The following is a 21,379-nucleotide window of genomic DNA, read 5'->3' as shown; positions in this document are numbered from 1 at the left end:
CGGACCCGTGTGTCAGCAGGGCGCGGCGTGGAGGGGTGGGGACTTGACTCGGAGCAGCGTGCGCGGGGAGGGGCCGGCGATCGAGGACACGATGTCGCTCGCGCCGGCCGACCGGAGGAGACCGGCCGGCGGAAAGAGACCGGCGGACGGAGACGGAAAGAGACCCGCCGACGGAGCGGGACGCGAGGGCGGCGGCCCGCGCAAGGGCGGCAGACGCCGGGCGCTGCGCTGGTCGGCGATCGTCCTCGCGGTGCTCATAACCGGGACGGCCGGCGCCGGATACCTGTACTACGAGCACCTCAACCACAACATCAAGAAGGACCCCCTGAACATCGGGGACGAGAAGTACCGGGCGGCCGAGTCCAAGGCCAACGCGGCTGGGCAGAAGCCGTTGAACATCCTGCTGATCGGTTCGGACGCGCGGGACTCCGCGGAGAACCAGAAGCTCGGCGGCGCGAAGGACACCTTCAACTCCGCCCCCCGCGCCGACGTGCAGATGCTGCTGCACGTCTCGGCGGACCGCTCCAACATGTCGGTGGTGAGCATGCCGCGCGACACGCTGACGGACATCCCCAAGTGCACCGACCCGGACACCGGCAAGACGTACGCGGCGGAGACGGACGTCATCACGAACGACTCGCTGGGCCGCGGCGGCCCCGGCTGCACGGTGGCGACCTGGGAGAAGCTGACCGGCATCCACATCGACCACTTCATGATGGTCGACTTCGCGGGCGTGGTGTCGATGGCGGACGCGATCGGCGGGGTGCCGGTCTGCGTGGACGCCAACATCTACTCGCACACCTCCTCCGGCAAGGGCTCCGGCCTGAAGCTGAGGAAGGGCACGACGTCCGTGAAGGGCAAGCAGGCCCTCCAGTGGCTGCGTACGCGCTACGGCTTCGAGGACGACACCGACATCGCCCGCACCAAGGCGCAGCACCAGTACATGAACTCGATGGTCCGCCAGCTGCGCGAGAACGCCACGCTGAGCAGTCCGACCAAGCTGCGCGGCCTCGCCGAGACGGCGACGAAGGCGATCACGGTCGACAACGGTCTCGGGACGGTCGCCAAGCTCTACGACCTGAGCAAGGAACTGCGGAAGGTCCCGACCGAGCGGATCACCATGACGACGATGCCGTGGGAGTACTCGACGACGTACAGCGGCCGGGTGGTGCCCAGGCCGACCGACGCGGCGAAGCTGTTCCGGCTGGTCCGCGAGGACATCGCGCTGGACGGCAAGGACAAGAAGAAGACGACGACCGCGTCCGCGTCGGCTTCGGCGACGACGTCCACCGATCCGGCCGCCGCCGACGACAAGATCGCCGTACAGGTCGAGAACGGCACCCGCACCGACACGACGGCCGCGGTCCGGGGCCGGGCGACCGAGGTGGCCGAGCTCCTCGTCGGCAAGGGCTTCAAGGAGGCGGTCGCGGACTCGTCCACGGCCCCCAGCCTGGCCACGACGGTCGTCCGCTACCCGAGCGCCGACCTGGAGGGCGACGCCCGGCGGATCGCCAAGGCGCTGGGCATCCCGGCGAGCGCGGTGAAGAAGTCGACGGACGTCTCCGGTGTCACCCTGGTCGTCGGCGCGGACTGGAGCACCGGCACGAAGTACAAGGCACCGGCCCAGGACGACACGACACCGACGTCGGCGGACGCCCTCAACGGCTCGGACACCACGGCGTGCATGCACGTGGACCCGAACTACGTGTGGTGAGCGGGCAGTTGGGAGATTGAGGCGGGGGCACAACCCGGCTCGGGACACTGGCCGAGGCCACGATGACGCTCGTCGTCGTGGCCTCGGTGGTCGTCGGTGTCAGGGCGTGGCGGTGGCGTTCAGCTCCCGGTCGGGCTGAGCACCGCGGGCCGCCGGGACGCGATGACGCGCTTGGCCAGGGACTTGGGGCTGGTGAGGAAGCCGTAGCCCCAGGACATGTGCATGGTGGCGAGGGCCAGCGGGATCTGGAGGCGGGCCTTCAGGGACAGGCCCCGGCCCGCCGGGAGGGAGCCGAGCGCGATCGCCGCGAGGTAGCCGCCGGGGATCAGGAAACCCCACGGGGTCAGGGCCGCGCCGACCACGATCCCGGCCACGATCGCGCACACGGCGGTCGGCGGGGCGAGGTAGCGCAGGTTGATGGAGCCCTCGTGGTAGCGGGCGACGACGTGCCGCCAGCGGCCGTAGTCCTTGTACTGCTTGGCCAGGGCCTTCACGCTCGGCCGCGGGCGGTACGACACCTTCAGCTCCGGCGAGAACCAGATCAGGCCGCCCGCCTCGCGGATGCGGAAGTTCAGCTCCCAGTCCTGGGCGCGGATGAACTCCTCGTTGTAGCCGCCCTGTTGCTCCAGCGCCTCGCGGCGGAACACCCCGAGGTAGACCGTCTCGGCGGAGCCGGCCGCGCCGCCCGTGTGGAAGGCCGCGTTGCCCACGCCGATCTTCGAGGTCATCGCGGCGGCGACCGCGTCCTCCCAGGCGTTCTCGCCCTCGGCGTGCATGATGCCGCCGACGTTCTGCGCGCCGGTCTCCTCCAGGAGCCGTACGGCGGTGGCGATGTAGTTCGGCGAGAGCATGCCGTGGCCGTCGACGCGGACGACGATCGGATGGCGGGAGGCCTTGATCGCGGCGTTGAGGGCGGCGGGCGTGCGGCCGGCCGGGTTCGGGACGGTGTGCACGCGGGAGTCTTCCCGGACGAGCTCGGCCGCGATCTCGTCCGTGCGGTCCTTCGAGGGACCGAGGGCGAGGACGACCTCCATCTCGCCGGCGTACTCCTGCGCGAGGATCGCTTGGACGGCTCCGCGCAGATGCCGCTCCTCGTCGAGGACGGGCATGATCACAGAAACGGCGGGGAGCCGCACGTCGGGAATGGCGTTCATAGGGGGCTCACGTTACCGCGAACGGGGGACACGGACGCGCCCCGCCCGGGCGGCTGCGGTGGTATCAGATCGTATCGGCCTACGGTGCTCAAGATCCCACGTACGGCCCTAGCGGAGGTGTCCCCCATGCCCACGCCGCCCCGCCGCTCCCCCGCCGCCGCCCGCCCCCGCCCCCGCCCCCCGCAGCGCCGCCCACGGCCCCCCGTACGCCCCGTGCGGCCGAAGAAGCCGCGCTGGGCCATGCGGGCGGCGACGACGCTGTCCGTGGTCGTCCTCGCGTCCGCCGGGATCGGGCACGCGGTGGTCAGCAGCCTCGACGCGGACATCGCGCGCGTCGACCCCTTCAAGGACATGAAGAACCGGCCCCGGGCGGGCCACGGCATGAACGTCCTGCTCGTCGGCACCGACGGCCGCGACAAGATCACCGAGCAGGAGCGGCGCGCGTACCACCTGGGCGGCGCGCCCTGCCACTGCACCGACACGATCATGGTCGTGCACATCTCGGAGGACCGGGAGCGGGCCAGCGTGGTCAGCCTCCCGCGCGACTCCTACGCCGAGGTGCCGGCGGTCGCGGGCCGCCCCGCACACGCCATCAAGCTCAACGCGGCCTACGCGGAGGGCGGCCCCAACCTCACCGTCCGGACCGTCGAGAGCATGACCCACGTGAAGATCGACCACTACCTGGAGGTCGACTTCACCAGCTTCATGAAGACGGTGGACGTCCTGGGCGGGGTCAGGGTCTGCACCTCCGAGCCGCTGAAGGACTCGTACACGGGCCTCGACCTCCCGGCCGGATCGCACACCCTGATGGGCGGGCAGGCCCTCCAGTACGTCCGCTCGCGGCATGTCGACGGGGCCTCCGACCTGGGCCGGATGAAGCGCCAGCAGCGTTTCCTGGCCGCGCTGATCGACCAGGCGACCTCCTCGGGGGTGCTGCTGAACCCGCTGAAGTTCCGTGACGTGACCCGCGCGGTGCTCGGTTCGGTCCGCGCGGACAAGGGCTTCGGCACCGACGAACTCCTCGACCTCGGGCGCGCGATGCGCACCTTCTCGCCCTCGTCCTCGGAGTTCACCACCGTCCCGATCGGGCAGATGGGCTACGTCGTGAAGGGCATCGGCTCCACCCTGAAGTGGGACGAGCCGAAGGCGGCGAAGCTCTTCCAGGCCCTGCGCGACGACAAGCCGCTGACCGTGCGCCGGGCGCCGCACGCGAACGCCGTGAAGGTGGACGTGGCCCCGCAGCAGATCCAGGTCCAGGTGGAGAACGGCACCGCGACGCCCGGCCTCGGCAAGCAGGTCGACGCGGCCCTCGCGGCGACCGGCTTCCGCACGACGCGCCTCCCGGTGAGCGCCGCCGACCACGCCGTACGACGCACGGTCGTCGCCTACGACCCCCGCTGGGACCGCTCCGCGAAGTCCCTGGCCGCCGCGCTGCCCGGCAGCGAACTGCGGCCGGTGAAGGGGCAGGGGCCGCTGCTGAAGGTGATCGCCGGCAGCGACTTCAAGCAGGTCACGCGGGTGCGGGCGGCGGATGTGCAGCAGGGCGCGTTCGGTGTGGTGACCGGCGACGAGGTGGGCTGCTCCTGACCGGCCGATCCGCGCGAGGTCAGTCGCCGAAGCCCTCCGCCGCCCGTCGCTCGCGCAGTTCCATGATGGCGCGGCGGCGGGACAGGCGGTGGGTGCGGCGGATCTGGGCCTCCTGGTAGCGGCGCTCGTCGCGCTCGGTCTCGGGGACGACGGGCGGCACCGCGCGGGGCTTGCCGTCGGCGTCGACGGCGGCGAACACGAGATACGCCGAGCCGACCTGGGTGGCCGGGGTCGACTCGTTCCAGCGCTCGGCCAGGACCCGGACGCCGACCTCCATGGAGGTCCGGCCGGTCCAGTTGACCTGGGCCTTCACATGGACGAGGTCGCCGACGCGGACCGGTTCCAGGAACGCCATCTCGTCCATCGACGCGGTCACGGCCGGTCCGCCGCTGTGCCGCCCGGCGACGGCGCCCGCCGCGTCGTCGACCAGCTTCATGATCACCCCGCCGTGCACGGTCCCGAGCAGGTTCGTGTCGGCGTTGGTCATGATGTGGCTGAGGGTGGTCCGGGAGGCGGACGTCGGCTTGCCCGGCAGTTCTGTCATGGTCATCACCCTATGCCGACCGGACATCTGCGGACTTTGTGTTGGCTTCGCAACAGCAGTGCCCTGATTTTCCTACGACCCTTGTATCGGGCATGGTCGCTGCCTGCACACTGGGCCCCATGAACGATTGGCCCGAGGGATGGTCCGGCGGCAACCGCGGCAACGAGTACGGACGCGGCAGCGCGAACGCACAGCCGGAGAGCGCACGCGTGATGCGCCAGGTACGACGCGGCCCGCAGGCCCCGCCGTACGGCGCCGGAGTCCCGCCGCAGCCGTCGTACACGGGCGGCCAGGGCTATGACGAGGACCAGCACGGCTACGGCCAGAACGGTTACGGCCAGGGCGGCTACGACAACGGGTACGACAGCGGCTACAACACGGGCCAGGTCTACGGCGGCGGTGGCCCCGGCGGACCGGAGGGCCCGGACGGCGGGCGCGGTCCGCGACGGGCACCGAACTGGCGCCGCCGGATCAAGTGGACCGCGATCACCGTGGTCACCGTCCTGGTCGTGACCACCGTGGGCACCTACTTCTGGGCCGACTCCAAGCTGAACCGCGATGTCGACCTGTCGAAGGTCATCGACCGGCCGGCGGGCGGCGACGGCACCAACTACCTGATCGTCGGCTCGGACAGCCGCGCGGGCCTGACGGCCGCCGAGAAGAAGAAGCTGCACACCGGTTCCGCCGCGGGCAAGCGCACCGACTCGATGATGATCCTGCACGTCGGCGACAGCGGCGACACGCTGATCTCGCTGCCGCGCGACTCGAACGTGACGATCCCGTCGTACGTCGGCTCCACCTCGGGCAAGACGTACCCGAACACGGGCCGGCAGACCAAGCTCAACGCGGCGTACGCGGAGGATGGCCCGACGCTCCTCGTCCGCACCATCGAGTACAACATGGGCCTGCACATCGACCACTACGTCGAGATCGGCTTCAACGGCTTCGCGGACATCGTGGACGCGGTCGGCGGGGTCACCATCGACATCGACAAGGGCTTCAAGGACTCGTACTCGGGCGCCGACTTCAAGGCGGGCAAGCAGAAGCTGAACGGCGAGCAGGCGCTGGCCTTCGTCCGCACCCGGCACGCGTTCGCCGCCTCCGACCTCCAGCGCACCAAGAACCAGCAGAAGTTCCTGTCGGCCCTGGCCCACCAGGTCGCCACCCCGGGCACCCTCCTGAACCCCTTCAAGCTCTACCCGACCCTCGGCGCGGGCCTCGACTCCCTCTCCGTCGACAAGGACATGTCGCTGTGGGACCTGGCGTCCATGTTCTGGGCGATGAAGGGCGTCAGCGGCGGCGACGGCACCTCGATGAACATGCCGCTCTCCGGCTCCGTCGGCGGCAACCTCGTCTGGGACAAGGCCAAGGTCAAGACCCTGGTGAACGAACTGAACAACGACCAGAAGGTGACGGTGTCGGGCGACTGAGCCCGTGACTTGCTTCTTCAGGCCCAGGCCCTGCCGCACGCGAGCAACGCAATGTGCGGCAGGGCCAACTCGCCTTCCCCCACGGTGAATTCACCGGCGAGCCGTTCGTACTCCCGCCTGATCCGTACGACCGTCCCCGCCTCCTGCGAGGTGACGACCAGCCCCGCGGTGGCGACCCCGGCGGCGGCTCCGCCCCACCACTCGTCGACCGTGGTGCGGTGGTCCCACTCCAACTCGTTGGCCTCGGCGTCGATGAAGCCGGCCTCGCGAAGCAACTCCGCGAACCCGTCCGCCGTACGCGCGAAGTCCTCGGCCGGGTCGAGCCGCGGCAGGTCTGCGGGGATGACGGCTCCGGCCGCCGTGAAGGCCCGCCCGAACAACTCCTGACCGGCACCCCGCCGAGCACCCCACAGCGTCAGCGCGAGCCGACCGCCCGGCCTCAGCACCCGCCGCAACTCAGCGAGGGCGGCACGGGGACGGCCGACGTGGTTGATGACGAAGTTGCCAAGGACGGCGTCGAACTCACCGTCGCGGAAAGGCAGTTCAGGCAGTACGGCGACGCGCGCACCGATCCCCGCCACCCGCGCGGCGGCCACCATCCCGGCATCGGCGTCCACGGCACACACTCGCGCACCCCGCGCCAACGCGGCCAGGGCGGCAGTACCGGTCCCGGTGCCGACGTCGAGGACGTGGTCCCCGGCCACGATCCGCGCCGCGTCGAGCAACTCCGGTACGGGGTAGGCACAGAGCCGGGCGAAGCTCGCCGCGTAGGCATCGGCCCGGCCTGCCCACATGGCGCGTTCGGCGGTGTCGAAGGCGTCCAAGGTCGTCGGATCCGGATCACTTGAATCGGCATCGGCCGCGTTCGTGTTCATACGCATGGAGTTCAGCCTGCGCCACCCACCTCGAACCAGAGCAGCTTCCCGGCACGGTGGTCGAACAGGCCGTCTCCGAGGGCGACTCCGCCCCAGCAGTCGGCGTACTCCTGCACGAACCCCAGGCCGCGTCCCCCGTCGGCGTGCGCCGGGGCGATCGGGACGCGGTCATGGGGAGACGGGCCGAAAGGAGCGGGAACGTGAGGGTGGCTGTCCCAGACGCCGACGCGGAGGCGCCCGTCGGCGAGGGAGGTCAGCCTCAGGGATGAAGGGCCGTTCGCATGCCGATAGGCGTTGGTGACGAGTTCCGAGGTCAACAGCTCGACGGCGTCGAGGAGTTCGGGCCTGCCGTGGCTGGTCAGCACCGACCGTACGGTCATACGTGCGACCCGTGCCGCTCGGGGGTCATGGGGCAGGCGGAGGGCGTACACCCAGGTGGCGGACGGGGATACGGTGGCCATGAACGGCTCCTACGGTGGAGGGACTTGGTGCGCTCGAAGACCCGGTCGGGCGGTGGCAGTGGCGCGCGTGGGCATGGTTGCGCGGTGCGCTTCCGGCTTGTGGGCCGGGGGTTGAGCGGCTTGGGTTTCACCATAGACTTCAGATGCTGAAGGTTTTGCTGAAACTGGCAAATCATTCAGCAATACCCTCGTGTGGGTGACCACCACGTCAGGTGCAGGAAACGGAGTGAGTACATGGCGCCGAGGCCCGCCCCCACCGCGCGCCGCATCCGGATCGGCGCGGAACTGCGCCGCCTGCGGGAGCGCGCCGGCATGACCGCTGCCGCAGCAGCCACGTCTCTGGGCACGACACAGGCCCAGATCAGCAACATCGAGGCCAACCGCTTCGGCGTCAGCGCAGAGCGCGTGCACACGCTCGCCCACATCTACGGCTGTACGGACCAACCCCTGGTAGACGCCCTCGCCGACATGGCAGCCGACCGTACGCGCGGCTGGTGGGAGGAGTACCGCGACACCCTGCCACCCCGTCTCCTCGACCTGGCCGAGATGGAACACCACGCCACGGCAGTCCGCGTGACCCAGGTCATCAACATCCCCGGCCTGCTCCAGACACCGGAACACGCCCGCGCGCTGTTCCGTGAAGCGGTTCCCGCTCTGCGCCCCCACGAGATCGAGTACCGCATCTCCCACCGCATCAAGCGCCAGGCCATCCTCTACCGCGAGCAGCCACCGCCGTACACGGCGATCGTCCACGAAGCGGCCCTGCGTATGCAGTTCGGCGGACGCGAGGTGGCCAGGGCACAGTTGCACCACCTCGCCGAGATCAGCGAACAGCCCACCATTACCGTCCGCGTCATCCCCTTCAACGGCACCTCGTTTCCCACCACCGGCCACGCCGTCGACTACTTCCACGGCCCGGTCCCCGCCCTCGACACCGTCGAAGTGGACACGGCACACGGCAGCGAACTCATTGACGGGGTAGGACGGTTGGAGATGTACCGGCTCGTCCTGGACCGCATGGAGGCCGTCGCCCTTAAGCCCACGCCTTCGCTCGACCTCATCCACCGCATCACCGAAGACATCTGAGAGACGAACCATGACCGAATCGACTTGGCAGAAATCGACATACAGCGAACAAGGCTCCGCCTGCGTCGAGATAGCCCGCACACCGGCGATCGTCCGCATCCGCGACTCCAAGAACCCCACCGGTCCTCGCCTCACCATCCACCCCACCGCCTGGGCAGACTTCCTCTCACAACTCCCTGGCTGAGCCCTGACCGGGCCACGCGCAAGTTCTCGCAAGTTCCTGGCTTGCGTTGGTCGTTGGGCACAAGATCGAGCACAGAGGCCCGACGACAAGGGAGACAGCGATGGCTCTGATCAAACTTGGCCAGGATCCCGAAAGCCCGGACGGTAAGTCGCCCACGATTTACCTCGACGACGAGAAAGACACGTATCTGGTGCAGGGCTGGAAGGTGATCGACGACGACCGGCGTTCACAGCTGGACCTTCCGGGCCACGAGGACGTGATCGAGATTCCGAAGCGCATGGTGCGGTTCTTTCCGGAGGTGACGAACGGTGGCGGTGCCGACTCTTGAGGACCGGCTGAGGAACTGCACCCGTTCCGCCGTCCATCTGGAGATGCGCGACGAGTACATGCCCTCCGATCCCCGGTTCACCGCCTGGCGGAACGGAGCGCGAAACGATCCCGCCGACAGCGATCCAGAACGTCGGCCGTGGCTACGACTCGTCGCCGACCTCGTTGCCCAGGGGGTTGAGGTGCGCAGGGCTCGGATCGTCTCGGAGCCCGTGTCGGACTACATCAGGTTCGAGCACCATCTGACCGTCCCCACCGTGCGGGCGGGCGAGCAGGTGCGTTGGCTGCCTCGGCGTCGCGCATCCGGGCTGGCCCTTCCCGGTAACGACTTCTGGCTCTTCGACGGCACCTCGGTCGTCTTCCACCACTTCGCCGGTGACGGCGAACTCGCCCCAGACGACGAGGAGTTCACCGATGATCCTGTAGTCGTGAAGCTGTGCTCCGACGCCTTCGAGTCCGTCTGGCGCCAGGCGGTACCGCACGCGGACTACACGCTCGCCTGATCCACGAATCCACGATCCCCGGCGTGACTTCATCCAGCGTTCAGCAGGCACGGCAGGCCCTCGGTCGGCGTCTTCGCGAACTCCGCAAGGACGCCGGCCTCACAGCACGGGAACTCGCCAGGCTGGCCACCTGGCACGAGTCCAAGTGCTCACGGCTTGAGAACGGGCACACGCACCCGTCCGACGCCGACATTCGGACGTACACGACACTCTGTGCCGCCCAGGACCAGACCGCCGACCTGATTGCCACGACGCGTGGCATAGAAGGCGCGTACGTCCAATGGCGGCGCATGGAACGTGCGGGCCTGCGGCGCGTCCAACAGTCCGTGGCGCCCCTCTTCGAGCGCACCCGCCGCTTCCGCGTCTACCAGTCCTGGGTGATCCCCGGCCTGCTTCAGTCGGCCGCCTACACCCGCGCGGTGCTGAACACCGTGGCCCGGCTCCGAGACGTGCCCGACGACATCGACGACGCGGTGGCAGCCCGCATGGACCGGCAGCAGGTCCTTTACTCCGGCGACCACCGGTTCGCGATGCTCGTCGAGGAATGGGTCCTGCGCACGGTCATCGGCAGCGACGAAACCATGGCCGGAGCATTGGGCCATCTGATCTCTGTGGCGTCACTCCCGTCCGTCAGTCTCGGTGTCATCCCTCTCGGCACACCACGCGGCGCCGGCTGGCCCGTCGAGTCGTTCACCCTGTACGACGACGTACAGGTCAACGTGGAACTCGTCTCCGCGCACCTGACAGTCACCCAGCCCGGCGAGATAGCGGAGTACGCGAGAACCTTCGCCGAACTGTCAGCCATCGCCGTGTACGGCACAGAGGCCAGGTCGCTCATCACCGCCGCCATCGACGCCATCGGGTGATCGTCACGCAAGCTCATGCAAGTTCGTAGAGCCCGGTACTCGCCCCTTCCTACGGTCGGCACATCGACGCGGAATGGATCGGGAGAGTGAGGTGCGATGGGCGAGAAGGCGGCACGGGAGACCGAACCGGCCGACCGTCCGGACGGCGGTGAGGCTCGGCACTTCCTCTCCCGCCTCTCCGGAGCATTCGGGAGGGACGGCGTGCTCGTGGTCCGGAAAAGCAGCCCTGGTCCCGAGGGCGCCGACCTGGCGCCCAGTTCGGCTCTGCATTGGCCCCGCTGCGAGTGCGAGAGCCCGAAGTGCCCTGACTACAAAAGTCCGCCCAGCACAGGCGGAGGCGGTCACCCATGGCCGCAACCAGTCGAACAGGAAGGTGCAGTAATGCTGAACGGAAACGACCTGTACGCACTCGACATCGACTCGGCCTCGTTCGTGAGGGCATGCGGCGGTCCCTGCACGGAGGGGTGCGTGACCCTGGCCCGGATCGGTTCGGACGCCTGGGCGCTGGGCGACAGCAAGCGGCCGGGAGCACAGCCGCTGAGGTTCACCACGGCGGAGTTGGACGCGGCCGGTATCGACCCGGCGCGGTTCGGTCTGAACGTCTGATCCCGCCTCGCCCCTCGTCCCCTCCCGTCAGCCGGGCCGGAATCACCTACGACCCGTCCAGCCCGGCTGACCTCTCCCGAAACGGGTACGACCGGTGCACCACCACGGCTACCTGTGGACCGGCCCGAAAGAGCGCTTCGACAACGATGCCCTGCGGCGGCCTCCACACCCTGAACCGCCCCCGGCCGGGAGCAGGCCCGAACTGATCCAGCGCCATCGCGAGGTGGCGGCGGAGTTTCCGACCGTTGATCTGCCCCCACTCGAAACGGCGTACTGGCTGATCAAACCGCGCTCCTTGGTTCGTGGCACGTGGGACGAGCCGGAGGAAGCGGCGGCGTGGCTCGGGGAGCGGCTGGCGGAGTACGCGTCCCGGTTCGTCTCCGGTGGGGACCGTGCCGCCGAGCGTCGGACCGCACTGGTCAGCTCCATTACAGGGCGAATCGGTGGGGGCGCGGATGTCTCGCTCGGGTTCTATCTGGAGCGCCCCTCGTATCTGTCCCTTGCTGTCGTGGCCTGCTCGCCGAACCGGTCGATGCCCCAACTGCCGTGCCCGGGAAGGTAGAAGGCACCAGAAGGCAGTAGAGGCAAGCGAACAGCCCCTGGCGTCATGCCAGGGGCTGTTCCTTTTCCGCCGACCGGCGAACGCCGTGCTACGGCAGGTTGCGCGCCATCACGATCCGCTGGACCTGGTTGGTGCCCTCGTAGATCTGGGTGATCTTGGCGTCGCGCATCATGCGCTCGACCGGGTAGTCGCGGGTGTAGCCGTAGCCGCCGAGGAGCTGGACCGCGTCGACCGTGACCTCCATCGCGACGTCCGAGGCGAAGCACTTGGCCGCCGCGCCCTGGAAGGTGAGGTTCTTGTCGCCGCGTTCGGAGGCCGCCGCGGCCTGGTAGGTGAGGGCGCGGGCGGCCTCGATCTTCATGGCCATGTCGGCGAGCATGAACTGGATGCCCTGGAAGTCGGCGATCGGCTTGCCGAACTGCTTGCGCTCCTGGACGTAGCCCTTGGCGTAGTCGAGGGCGCCCTGCGCGATGCCGAGGGCCTGGGCCGCGATGGTGATGCGGGTGTGGTCCAGGGTCTTCATCGCGGTGGCGAAGCCGGTGCCCTCCGCGCCGATGAGGCGGTCGGCGGGGATGCGGACGTTGTCGAGGTACACCTCGCGGGTCGGGGAGCCCTTGATGCCGAGCTTCTTCTCCGGGGCGCCGAAGGAGACCCCGGGATCGGACTTCTCGACCACGAACGCCGAGATGCCCTTGGAGCGCTTCTCGGGGTCGGTCACCGCCATCACCGTGTAGTACTCGGAGACGCCCGCGTTGGTGATCCAGCGCTTCACTCCGTTGAGGACGTAGTGGTCGCCGTCGCGGACCGCCTTCGTCTTCATGCCGGCCGCGTCCGAGCCCGCGTCCGGCTCGGAGAGGGCGTACGAGAACATCGCGTCGCCCTTGGCGAGCGGGGTCATGTACCGCTTCTTGAGGTCCTCGGAGCCGGAGAGGATCACCGGGAGCGAGCCCAGCTTGTTCACCGCGGGGATGAGGGAGGAGGACGCGCAGACGCGGGCCACCTCCTCGATCACGATCACCGTGGCCAGCGCGTCCGCGCCGGTGCCGCCGTACTCCTCGGGAACGTGGACCGCGTGGAGGTCGTTCGCGACGAGCGCGTCGAGGGCCTCCTGCGGGAAGCGGGACTCCTCGTCCACCGCTGCGGCGTACGGCGCGATCTTCGCCTCGGCCAGTGAGCGGATCGCGTCGCGGAGCATGTCGTGCTCCTCTGACGGGCGGTACAGGTCGAAGTCAGCCGATCCGGCCAAGGTCTCTCACGCTCCAAGGACGCTGTGATCACAGTGCTAATTACCGTTAAGTAACCCAAATTTTAGGGGCCCGCCCACGGGAGTGATACGTGAGCTTGGCGACAGGGGGAAAGTTGCCCGGCGAAGCGTCCGACTATGCTCGGGCGCGCATCGCCCCCGTACCTCTTCTGGAGCATTCATGGCCCTCAAGATCACCGTGATCGGCACCGGCTATCTCGGCGCCACGCACGCCGCGGCCATGGCCGAGCTGGGTTTCGAGGTGCTGGGACTCGACGTCGTGCCCGAGAAGATCGCGATGCTCCAGCGGGGTGAGGTCCCGATGTACGAACCGGGGCTGGAGGACCTGCTGCGCAAGCACGTCGCCGGGATCGAGGGGTCCACCGGGCGGCTGCGCTTCACCATGGACTGGGCCGAGGTCGCGGAGTTCGGCGACGTCCACTTCATGTGCACCAACACCCCGCAGAAGCACGGCGAGTACGCCTGCGACATGTCGTACGTCGACCGCGCCTTCGAACTGCTCGCCCCGCACCTCACCCGGCCCGCGCTCGTCGTCGGCAAGTCCACCGTGCCGGTCGGTTCGGCGGACCGGCTGGCCGCGTACCTCGCCGCGCACGCGCCCGCCGGCGCGGACGCCGAGCTGGCCTGGAACCCGGAGTTCCTGCGGGAGGGCCTCGCCGTCGAGGACACGCTGCGGCCGGACCGGATCGTGGTCGGCGTGCGCAGCGAGCGGGCCGAGCGGCTGCTGCGCGAGGTGTACGCGGTGCCGGTCGGGGCCGGGTCGCCGTTCGTGGTGACCGACTTCCCGACCGCCGAGCTGGTGAAGACGGCCGCGAACTCCTTCCTCGCCACGAAGATCTCCTTCATCAACGCGATGGCGGAGGTGTGCGAGGCCGCGGACGGCGATGTCGTGAAGCTGGCGGAGGCGATCGGGCACGACGAGCGGATCGGGAAGAAGTTCCTGCGGGCCGGGATCGGCTTCGGCGGGGGCTGCCTGCCCAAGGACATCCGGGCGTTCATGGCGCGCGCCGGTGAACTGGGCGCGGACCAGGCACTGACCTTCCTCCGCGAGATCGACTCCATCAACATGCGGCGGCGCGGCCAGATGGTGGAGATGGCGCGCGAGGCGCTCGGCGGCGGGTCCTTCCTGGGCAAGCGGGTCGCCGTGCTCGGCGCGACCTTCAAGCCCGACTCGGACGACGTCCGCGACTCCCCCGCGCTGAACGTCGCCGGCCAGATCCACCTCCAGGGCGGCCAGGTCACGGTCTACGACCCGAAGGGCATGGACAACGCGCTGCGGCTGTTCCCGACGCTCGGCTACGCCGACACCGCGCTGGAGGCGGTCCGGGGCGCCGATGTCGTCCTGCACCTGACGGAATGGCGCGAGTTCCGCGAGCTGGACCCGGCGGCACTCGGCGAGGCCGTACGCACCCGGCTGGTCCTGGACGGCCGCAACGCACTCGACCCCCAACTCTGGCGAAAGGCCGGCTGGACGTTCCGCGCGATGGGCCGCCCCACCGCGTAACGGACGACCGGACGACCGACACGGCCCTGCACCACGGAACCGCGAGGCGGGGTATGTGGCTGGGCCGGGGAGGTGGTGGTGCGGGGCACGCGGCCGGACAGGGCGCGGCGGTGCGGCTCGGGCAGCGGGGCGAGGGTGGTCTCGCCGGGGCGGCGGGGAAACGCCGGACCCGGCCAAGGCAGCGGGGCAACGTCGGACGCGGCCTGGGCCCGATCCACGGATGGCCCCACCGCACGGCCCGCACGCCCCACCCGTGCCACCGCGCGACGCACACCCGTACGCCCACACGCCCGCACGCTCACAAAAGCGACGCCGGTCCGGCCGAGGCTCAGTCGGCCGGACCGGCGTCTGGGTGCATTCTGCACCACTGGGCTGTGCTCGGCGCCCGGACCGCTCAAGTCACGGCTGTCGGGGGCTACTTGGCCCGGTAGCGGCGCATCTTCGCGCGTGCCCCGCACACCGCCATCGAGCACCAGCGGCCGCGGCCCGCGGGGCTGCGGTCGTAGTACGCCCAGTGGCAGGTCGGTGCCTCGCAGGCCTTGAGGCGGGGCCAGGTGCCCGCGACGAGGGACTGGGCGATGGCCGACGCGACGCGTGAGAGCAGGGGTTCCGCGTCGGCGGGGGTCAGGCGCGCGGAGCCGTCGTGGGGGTCGAGCGCGAGCAACAGCGGGGCGTGCGCGAGGAGTTCGCCGAGCGGGGTGACGTCCTGGTGCGCGGGATGGCCCGCGTGGGCGAGCAGCGTCGCGCGCAGCGACTCGCGGAGTTCGCGGGCCCGCGGGACCTGGTGGGCCGTGAGTCCGAAGGGGGTCCGGCCGTCCGCCGTGTCCAGCGCGTCGGTTCCCGACTCGATGTCCAGCGTGTTCACCAGCGCCTCGATCAGGGCCAGGTCGCCGGGTGCGGGAACTCTCTCACTCATGCTTGCGACGTTACCTCCATTGGGGGAGTATGAGGTAACCGTTACCGGCTGACGCCCCATATGGGTAACCCGAAGGAGTTCGTCATGGCCATCGCCGAGCTGGGTACCGTCGTCCTGGACTGCCCGGACCCGCGCGCGCTCGCCGCGTTCTACGCGGACGTCCTGGGCGGCACCGTCAAGGACGAGGACGGCGGGGACTGGGTGGATCTGATCGTGTCCGACGGGCGGACGCTCGCGTTCCAGAAGGCGCCGGGGCACGTACCGCCGAAGTGGCCCGCGCCGGGCGACTCGCAGCAGTTCCACCTGGATCTGACCGTCGGGGACCTGGACGTCGCCGAGCGGGGCGTCCTGGCGCTGGGCGCGACCCCGCTGGACGCCGACGAGCGCTCGCGCGGCTGGCGCGTGTACGCCGACCCGGCGGGGCACCCGTTCTGTCTCTGCGCCTGCTGACTCAGGAGGTCATCGTGACTGCCGTCCGCTTCCGTTCGACCGTGATCGACTGCCCGGACCCGCTCGCGCTCGCCGGCTTCTACGCCGAGATCCTGGGCGGTACGCCCGTCGCCGACGACGAGGAGTGGGTCGTCCTCGGCATCCCGCAGGGACCGCGCATCGCCTTCCAGCGGGTGGAGCGGTACACCCCGCCGCAGTGGCCGAGCGCCGACCGCCCGCAGCAGTTCCACCTCGACTTCGACGCCGGGTCGACGTGGGAGGAGATCGAGGCGGCCGAGAAGGCCGTACTGGCGCTCGGCGCGCGGCTGTTGGAGCGGCGGGACGAGGAGGACTTCCGGGTGTACGCCGACCCGGCGGGGCATCCTTTCTGCCTCTGCCGGATCGACCACCCGTAGCACCGCCCGGCTACCCGTCCAGCTCGGCGATCTTCGCCGTCGACGGCTCGCGGCGCTGCTGGGCGGCGCGGGCCGTGAAGTCGGCGCCGCGCAGGGCGCGTTGGACGTTGCCCCAGCTGAGCAGGGCGAGGTCGGACTCGGACCAGCCGCGGTGCAGGAGCTCGGCGAAGAGGTTCGGGTAGCAGGAGGCGTCGGCGAGGTCCTGCGGGTGGGCGGTGCCGGCGTCGTAGGTGCCGGACAGGGCGACGCACTCCGGGCCCGCGACCCGGCGCACATGGTCGAGGTGGTCGGCGACGTCCCGGACGGACGGGCCGGTCTGCTCGGCGGTGAGCGGCACCATGCACAGCCCCTTGGCGGCGCCGACCGCGGCGAGCAGTTCGTCGGGGAGGTTCGCCGGGTGCGGGCGCAGGCTGCGGGCGGCGGAGCGGGTGAACAGGACCGGTGCCTTGGAGGCGGCGAGTGCCCGGCGGATGGTCTCCTCGGAGGCGCCGGAGAGGTCGGCGAGCACCCCGAGGCGGTTCATCTCGCGGATGACCTCCTCGCCGAACCGGGTCAGTCCGGCCTCGCTCGCCCAGGACACCCCGGACAGGGTGAGGACCCGTAGGCCGAGCGCGTGCAGGGAGCGCAGGATGCCCAGCGAGTCGCCGAGCGCGGGCGCTCCGGCGGGGCCGAGCAGCACGGCGATACGGCCGCAGTTGCGCACGTCGGTGGTCTGGCCGGCGGTGTACGCCAGGCGCAGGCCCTCGGGGTGGGCGCGGACCACCGTGTTCACCAGGTCCAGCTGCTCCAGGGTGGCACCGACCGCCCGGTCCCCGGCCAGCCCCTCGGGCAGGTGCAGCGACCAGAACAGCGCGCCGACATGCCCTTCCCGCAGCCGCGGCACATCGGTGTCCACGGAGCTCTCCCCCAGCTCCAGGTCGAACCACGGCAGATGCCGCAGCGCCCAGGGCAGCCCGCTGTAGCCGTCGGCGACGGGATGCGCGGCGAGGATGGCGTGCGCGCGCTCCAGCGGGGCCGCGGCCGGGTCGGAGACGGGGTCGTACGGTTGCGCGGTGTCCGGCGGGAACGGCCCGGCGGGAAAGGGCTCGTGGACCAAGTCGTCGAGCTCGCCGACCTCGGTCGTCGGGTGGGGGTGGTCCTGGAGGTCGGCCATGGCGGGCTCCGTACGTCGTTACGGCAGTACGGTCACCGTCGCACGGAGGGAAGGCGGCTTCCTGGTGGGTGGGGCGTTCGGGGGTACGCCGTGCGGTCGGCGCCGTCCCGCGCTCGGAGGAGGTCCGCTTCGACGACCTGTGCGGCGCGCGTTGGCGGGCGAACGCGGGAGGCAGCCGGTCTCCTGTCCGGCCTCGTACCGCACTGGTACGACCTTCCGGTACCGCCGGGCGGTCAGCCGTCCAACGCCTCGATCGTCGCGTTCGACGGCCCCCGCGTCGTCCGCAGGTCCCGCGCCACGTCCTCCGCCGCGCCGAGCACCCGTACCGCGTTGCGCCAGGTCAGTTTGGCGAGGTCGGTGCCGGACCAGCCGCGGTCCAGCAGCTCGGCGATCAGGTTCGGGTAGCCGGAGACGTCGTTCAGGCCGTCGGGGGTGAAGGCCGTGCCGTCGTAGTCGCCGCCGATGCCGAGGTGGTCGACGCCCGCGACCTCGCGCATGTGGTCGAGGTGGTCGGCGACCGTGGCGACGGTGGCGACCGGGCGCGGGTTGAGCTCCTCGAAGGCGCGGTGCACCTTCATCGCCTCTTCGGTGGTCTCCAGGTGGTGCAGCCCGTGCGCCCGCATGTTGTCGTCGGCGGCGGCCGTCCAGTCCACGGCGGCCTGGAGGACGAACTTCGGCACGAACGTCACCATCGCCACACCGCCGTTGCCGGGCAGCCGCTCCAGCACGTCGTCCGGGATGTTGCGCGGGTGGTCGCAGACGGCCCGCGAGGAGGAGTGCGAGAAGATCACCGGGGCGGTCGACACGTCCAGCGCGTCGCGCATCGTGGTGGCCGCCACGTGCGAGAGGTCGACGAGCATGCCCTCCCGGTTCATCTCCCGCACGACCTCACGGCCGAACGCCGACAGCCCGCCGACCCCCGGCTCGTCGGTCGCGGAGTCCGCCCACGCCACGTTGTCGTTGTGCGTGAGCGTCATGTACCGGACGCCGAGGGCGTACAGGCTGCGCAGCGTGCCGAGGGAGTCGGCGATCGAGTGCCCGCCCTCGGCCCCCATCAACGAGGCGATACGGCCCTGCGCCCGCGCCGCCTCCATGTCCGCGGCGGTCAGCGCGGGCGCCAGCGCCTGCGGATACCGGGCCAGCAACTGCCGTACGCAGTCGATCTGTTCGAGCGTCATCGGCACCGGATCGGGCAGGTCCGAGCGGACGTACACCGACCAGTACTGCGCGCCGACACCGCCCTCGCGCAGCCGCGGGAGGTCGGTGTGCAGATGCGCGTTCTGGTGTACGGCGATGTCGCGGGTGTCGAGGTCGTAGCCGACCTGCTTGCGCAGCGCCCAGGGCAGGTCGTTGTGCCCGTCGACCACGGGGAACTCGCGGAGCAGTTCGCGGGCCCGGTCGAGCGACGTCGTCCCCGTCATCCCGGTCACTTCCCGAAGCCGAAGCCGCTGCCGCCGCTCCCGCTGTCGACCTTGGCGCGCAGCCGCTTGCCCTTCTCGGTGGCCTGGTCGTTCAGCTCCTGCTGGAACTCCCGCATCCGGACGAGGAGTTCCTCGTCGTGGGTGGCCAGGATGCGGGCCGCGAGCAGCCCCGCGTTGCGCGCGCCCGCGACCGAGACGGTGGCGACGGGGACACCGGCCGGCATCTGCACGATGGACAGCAGCGAGTCCATGCCGTCGAGGTACTTCAGCGGCACGGGCACGCCGATCACCGGCAGCGGGGTCACCGAGGCGAGCATCCCCGGGAGGTGGGCGGCGCCGCCCGCGCCCGCGATGATCACCTTGAGACCGCGGCCGTCGGCCTGCTCGCCGTACGTGATCATCTCGCGGGGCATGCGGTGCGCGGAGACGACGTCGACCTCGTAGCCGATCTCGAACTCGTCGAGCGCCTTCGCGGCGGCCTCCATGACGGGCCAGTCGGAGTCCGACCCCATGACGATTCCCACGACGGGTCCTGCGACGGAGCTCATTCGGTGATCGTGCCTCTCAGATAGCCGGCCGCGTGCCGGGCGCGGTCCAGGACGTCGGCCAGGTCGGTGCCGTAGGTGTTGACGTGGCCGACCTTGCGGCCGGGCTTCACGTCCTTGCCGTACATGTGGATCTTCAGCTGGGGGTCGCGGGCCATGCAGTGCAGGTACGCGGAGTACATGTCCGGGAAGTCGCCGCCCAGGACGTTGCACATGACGGTCCAGGGGGCGCGGGCCCGCGGGTCGCCCAGCGGGAGGTCGAGGACCGCGCGGACGTGGTTGGCGAACTGGCTGGTGACCGCGCCGTCCTGGGTCCAGTGGCCGGAGTTGTGCGGGCGCATGGCGAGTTCGTTGACGAGGATGCGGCCGTCGGCGGTCTGGAACAGCTCGACGGCGAGATGGCCGACGACCCCGAGTTCCTTGGCGATGCGCAGCGCCAGCTCCTCGGCCTGGAGCGCGAGGGACTCCGCCAGGTCGGGGGCGGGCGCGATGACGGTGTCGCAGACGCCGTTGACCTGCTGGGACTCGACGACCGGGTAGGCGACGGCCTGGCCGTGCGGGGAGCGGACGACGTTGGCCGCCAGCTCCCGCACGAAGTCGACCTTCTCCTCGGCGAGGACCGGGACACCGGCCCGGAAGGGGTCGGCCGCCTCCTCCGCCGACTCGACGACCCACACGCCCTTGCCGTCGTAGCCGCCGCGCACGGTCTTGAGGACGACCGGGAAGCCCTCGCCCTCCGCCGCGAACGCGACCACGTCCGCCGGGTCGGCGACGATGCGGTGCCTGGGGCACGGCACGCCGATCTCGACGAGCTTCGCCCGCATCACGCCCTTGTCCTGGGCGTGCACGAGGGCGTCCGGGCCGGGGCGCACGGGAATCCCGTCCGCCTCCAGGGCGCGCAGATGCTCGGTGGGTACGTGTTCGTGATCGAAGGTGATCACATCGCAGCCCCGCGCGAAGTCACGCAGCGTGTCGAGGTCGCGGTAGTCGCCGATGACGACATCGCCGACGACCTGCGCCGCGGAATCCTGAGGGGTGTCACTGAGGACCTTGAACCTGATGCCGAGCGGGATGCCCGCCTCGTGTGTCATACGAGCGAGCTGCCCCCCGCCGACCATGCCGACTACCGGGAACGTCACTCCCCCAGGGTATCGGTCACGCGACGGGTGCCCGATTTCCGTACCTCTTACCGTTCTTTTCCGGGTCTCTTCCCGACCTGTGAGCGGCTTCACGGGCGGTGGGGGAAAGCGATGGTTAGCATGGCCGGGTCGACGAATCCGCGATGACACCCGAGATGAACAGGGGCCTGCACACCCATGGAACGTGGTTCCGAAGGGCCTTTCAAACGGCTCGCGCGCGAGGTCGCCAAGTTCGGCGCGGTGGGCGTGGTGGGCACCGTGGTGAACTTCGCGGTCTCCAACCTGCTGTGGCACCTCACCAGCCTCCAGGCCGTGCGCGCCAACGTGATCGCGACGATCGTCGCCATCGGGTGCAACTACGTCGGCTTCCGCTACTTCACCTACCGTGACCGCGACAAGAGCGCCCGCACCAAGGAACTCACCCTGTTCCTGGCGTTCAGCCTGGTCGGCCTGGTGATCGAGAACGGCGTCCTGTTCGCGGCGATCTACGGCCTCGGCTGGGACAGCTCGCTCCAGCGCAACGTCTTCAAGGTGCTCGGCATCGGCATCGCGACGCTGTTCCGCTTCTGGTCGTACCGCAGCTGGGTGTTCAAGGCGGTCCCGGCCGAGGAGGCGGTCGTGGACGCCGATGCTTTCCCTAAGCCGCCGTCGGAGCCGCAGCCGCTGCCCCGCGCCAAACAGCGGGTGAGCTGA

The 21,379-nt window shown here is 70.2% G+C and carries 24 protein-coding genes; 14 read left to right on the top strand and 10 right to left on the bottom strand.

Features of this window, described 5'->3' with window-relative positions; translation table 11 throughout:
• The first annotated feature begins 91 nt into the window (after positions 1 to 91).
• The gene (locus ACIQPR_RS36230; RefSeq protein ID WP_403657351.1) at positions 92 to 1,714 is read left to right on the top strand and encodes an LCP family protein; all 1,623 of its coding nucleotides are present in this window, start codon (positions 92 to 94) and stop codon (positions 1,712 to 1,714) included.
• Between the two features lie 119 nt (positions 1,715 to 1,833).
• Here ACIQPR_RS36230 and ACIQPR_RS36225 read toward each other — a convergent pair whose 3' ends face one another.
• The gene (locus ACIQPR_RS36225; RefSeq protein ID WP_403657260.1) at positions 1,834 to 2,868 is read right to left on the bottom strand and encodes a glycosyltransferase family 2 protein; all 1,035 of its coding nucleotides are present in this window, start codon (positions 2,866 to 2,868) and stop codon (positions 1,834 to 1,836) included.
• 126 nt (positions 2,869 to 2,994) lie between these two features.
• Here ACIQPR_RS36225 and ACIQPR_RS36220 point away from each other — a divergent pair, with 126 nt between their 5' ends.
• Positions 2,995 to 4,455, top strand: coding sequence for an LCP family protein (locus ACIQPR_RS36220; RefSeq protein WP_403657258.1), 1,461 nt, complete (start codon positions 2,995 to 2,997; stop codon positions 4,453 to 4,455).
• Positions 4,456 to 4,474: 19 nt separating this feature from the next.
• On the opposite strand, the gene ACIQPR_RS36215 is transcribed toward ACIQPR_RS36220, so the two are convergent.
• Positions 4,475 to 4,999 (bottom strand): acyl-CoA thioesterase, encoded by a 525-nt coding sequence (locus ACIQPR_RS36215; RefSeq protein ID WP_403657255.1) that lies wholly within the window; start codon positions 4,997 to 4,999, stop codon positions 4,475 to 4,477.
• A gap of 119 nt (positions 5,000 to 5,118) precedes the next feature.
• On the opposite strand from ACIQPR_RS36215, the gene ACIQPR_RS36210 reads away from it, so the two are divergent.
• Positions 5,119 to 6,429, top strand: coding sequence for an LCP family protein (locus ACIQPR_RS36210; protein ID WP_403657252.1), 1,311 nt, complete (start codon positions 5,119 to 5,121; stop codon positions 6,427 to 6,429).
• A gap of 17 nt (positions 6,430 to 6,446) precedes the next feature.
• Here the strand turns inward: ACIQPR_RS36210 and ACIQPR_RS36205 are convergent, their stop codons facing one another.
• Both ACIQPR_RS36205 and ACIQPR_RS36200 read right to left on the bottom strand, forming a co-directional pair.
• Positions 6,447 to 7,304 carry a class I SAM-dependent methyltransferase gene (locus ACIQPR_RS36205; RefSeq protein WP_403657348.1) on the bottom strand — a complete coding sequence of 286 codons (858 nt, stop codon included), beginning with the start codon at positions 7,302 to 7,304 and terminating at the stop codon, positions 6,447 to 6,449.
• Positions 7,305 to 7,315: 11 nt separating this feature from the next.
• Complete coding sequence (locus ACIQPR_RS36200; protein WP_403657249.1) at positions 7,316 to 7,765, bottom strand: ATP-binding protein; 450 nt, start codon at positions 7,763 to 7,765, stop codon at positions 7,316 to 7,318.
• A 234-nt stretch (positions 7,766 to 7,999) separates the two neighbouring features.
• Here ACIQPR_RS36200 and ACIQPR_RS36195 point away from each other — a divergent pair, with 234 nt between their 5' ends.
• The 7 genes from ACIQPR_RS36195 to ACIQPR_RS36165 all read left to right on the top strand — a co-directional run bounded on the left by ACIQPR_RS36195 (position 8,000) and on the right by ACIQPR_RS36165 (position 11,899).
• The gene (locus ACIQPR_RS36195) at positions 8,000 to 8,851 is read left to right on the top strand and encodes a DUF5753 domain-containing protein (RefSeq protein WP_403657246.1); all 852 of its coding nucleotides are present in this window, start codon (positions 8,000 to 8,002) and stop codon (positions 8,849 to 8,851) included.
• Positions 8,852 to 8,861: 10 nt separating this feature from the next.
• Positions 8,862 to 9,035 (top strand): DUF397 domain-containing protein, encoded by a 174-nt coding sequence (locus ACIQPR_RS36190; RefSeq protein ID WP_403657243.1) that lies wholly within the window; start codon positions 8,862 to 8,864, stop codon positions 9,033 to 9,035.
• 100 nt (positions 9,036 to 9,135) lie between these two features.
• Positions 9,136 to 9,363 (top strand): hypothetical protein, encoded by a 228-nt coding sequence (locus ACIQPR_RS36185; RefSeq protein WP_403657240.1) that lies wholly within the window; start codon positions 9,136 to 9,138, stop codon positions 9,361 to 9,363.
• Positions 9,350 to 9,865, top strand: a complete 516-nt coding sequence (locus ACIQPR_RS36180) for a DUF6879 family protein (RefSeq protein ID WP_403657345.1) — start codon at positions 9,350 to 9,352, stop codon at positions 9,863 to 9,865. The genes ACIQPR_RS36185 and ACIQPR_RS36180 overlap by 14 nt, the downstream gene beginning before the upstream one ends.
• A gap of 23 nt (positions 9,866 to 9,888) precedes the next feature.
• The gene (locus tag ACIQPR_RS36175) at positions 9,889 to 10,731 is read left to right on the top strand and encodes a helix-turn-helix domain-containing protein (protein WP_403657237.1); all 843 of its coding nucleotides are present in this window, start codon (positions 9,889 to 9,891) and stop codon (positions 10,729 to 10,731) included.
• Positions 10,732 to 11,112: 381 nt separating this feature from the next.
• Positions 11,113 to 11,337 carry a DUF397 domain-containing protein gene (locus ACIQPR_RS36170; protein WP_403657234.1) on the top strand — a complete coding sequence of 75 codons (225 nt, stop codon included), beginning with the start codon at positions 11,113 to 11,115 and terminating at the stop codon, positions 11,335 to 11,337.
• 94 nt (positions 11,338 to 11,431) lie between these two features.
• Positions 11,432 to 11,899: a hypothetical protein gene (locus ACIQPR_RS36165; protein WP_403657231.1), complete on the top strand. Its 468-nt coding sequence runs from the start codon at positions 11,432 to 11,434 to the stop codon at positions 11,897 to 11,899.
• Between the two features lie 88 nt (positions 11,900 to 11,987).
• Here the strand turns inward: ACIQPR_RS36165 and ACIQPR_RS36160 are convergent, their stop codons facing one another.
• Positions 11,988 to 13,145, bottom strand: a complete 1,158-nt coding sequence (locus ACIQPR_RS36160) for an acyl-CoA dehydrogenase (protein WP_403657229.1) — start codon at positions 13,143 to 13,145, stop codon at positions 11,988 to 11,990.
• 178 nt (positions 13,146 to 13,323) lie between these two features.
• On the opposite strand from ACIQPR_RS36160, the gene ACIQPR_RS36155 reads away from it, so the two are divergent.
• Positions 13,324 to 14,667, top strand: a complete 1,344-nt coding sequence (locus ACIQPR_RS36155) for a UDP-glucose dehydrogenase family protein (protein ID WP_403657226.1) — start codon at positions 13,324 to 13,326, stop codon at positions 14,665 to 14,667.
• A gap of 415 nt (positions 14,668 to 15,082) precedes the next feature.
• Here the strand turns inward: ACIQPR_RS36155 and ACIQPR_RS36150 are convergent, their stop codons facing one another.
• Positions 15,083 to 15,583, bottom strand: a complete 501-nt coding sequence (locus ACIQPR_RS36150) for a CGNR zinc finger domain-containing protein (protein WP_403657223.1) — start codon at positions 15,581 to 15,583, stop codon at positions 15,083 to 15,085.
• A gap of 84 nt (positions 15,584 to 15,667) precedes the next feature.
• On the opposite strand from ACIQPR_RS36150, the gene ACIQPR_RS36145 reads away from it, so the two are divergent.
• Together ACIQPR_RS36145 and ACIQPR_RS36140 are read left to right on the top strand one after the other, a co-directional pair.
• Positions 15,668 to 16,033, top strand: coding sequence for a VOC family protein (locus ACIQPR_RS36145; protein WP_403657220.1), 366 nt, complete (start codon positions 15,668 to 15,670; stop codon positions 16,031 to 16,033).
• Between the two features lie 14 nt (positions 16,034 to 16,047).
• Complete coding sequence (locus ACIQPR_RS36140) at positions 16,048 to 16,428, top strand: VOC family protein (RefSeq protein ID WP_403657217.1); 381 nt, start codon at positions 16,048 to 16,050, stop codon at positions 16,426 to 16,428.
• Between the two features lie 10 nt (positions 16,429 to 16,438).
• Here ACIQPR_RS36140 and ACIQPR_RS36135 read toward each other — a convergent pair whose 3' ends face one another.
• From ACIQPR_RS36135 to ACIQPR_RS36120, 4 genes are all read right to left on the bottom strand, one after another.
• Positions 16,439 to 17,581 carry a dipeptidase gene (locus tag ACIQPR_RS36135; RefSeq protein ID WP_403657214.1) on the bottom strand — a complete coding sequence of 381 codons (1,143 nt, stop codon included), beginning with the start codon at positions 17,579 to 17,581 and terminating at the stop codon, positions 16,439 to 16,441.
• Positions 17,582 to 17,814: 233 nt separating this feature from the next.
• Complete coding sequence (locus ACIQPR_RS36130) at positions 17,815 to 19,002, bottom strand: dipeptidase (protein ID WP_403657211.1); 1,188 nt, start codon at positions 19,000 to 19,002, stop codon at positions 17,815 to 17,817.
• A 5-nt stretch (positions 19,003 to 19,007) separates the two neighbouring features.
• Entirely contained in the window at positions 19,008 to 19,550 is a 543-nt protein-coding gene (gene purE / locus ACIQPR_RS36125) for a 5-(carboxyamino)imidazole ribonucleotide mutase (RefSeq protein WP_403657208.1), read from the bottom strand.
• A complete protein-coding gene (locus ACIQPR_RS36120; RefSeq protein ID WP_403657205.1) occupies positions 19,547 to 20,686 on the bottom strand; it encodes a 5-(carboxyamino)imidazole ribonucleotide synthase in 1,140 nt (379 codons plus the stop codon). The genes purE and ACIQPR_RS36120 overlap by 4 nt, the downstream gene beginning before the upstream one ends.
• Positions 20,687 to 20,863: 177 nt before the next feature.
• Between ACIQPR_RS36120 and ACIQPR_RS36115 the strand changes: the two genes are divergently transcribed.
• The gene (locus ACIQPR_RS36115) at positions 20,864 to 21,379 is read left to right on the top strand and encodes a GtrA family protein (protein WP_403657202.1); all 516 of its coding nucleotides are present in this window, start codon (positions 20,864 to 20,866) and stop codon (positions 21,377 to 21,379) included.

The sequence above is a fragment of the Streptomyces sp. NPDC091280 genome (assembly GCF_044768565.1).
GTDB lineage: Bacteria > Actinomycetota > Actinomycetes > Streptomycetales > Streptomycetaceae > Streptomyces.
The sequence above is the reverse complement of the archived record's forward strand: the minus strand, read 5'-3'. Positions and strand labels throughout refer to the sequence as shown.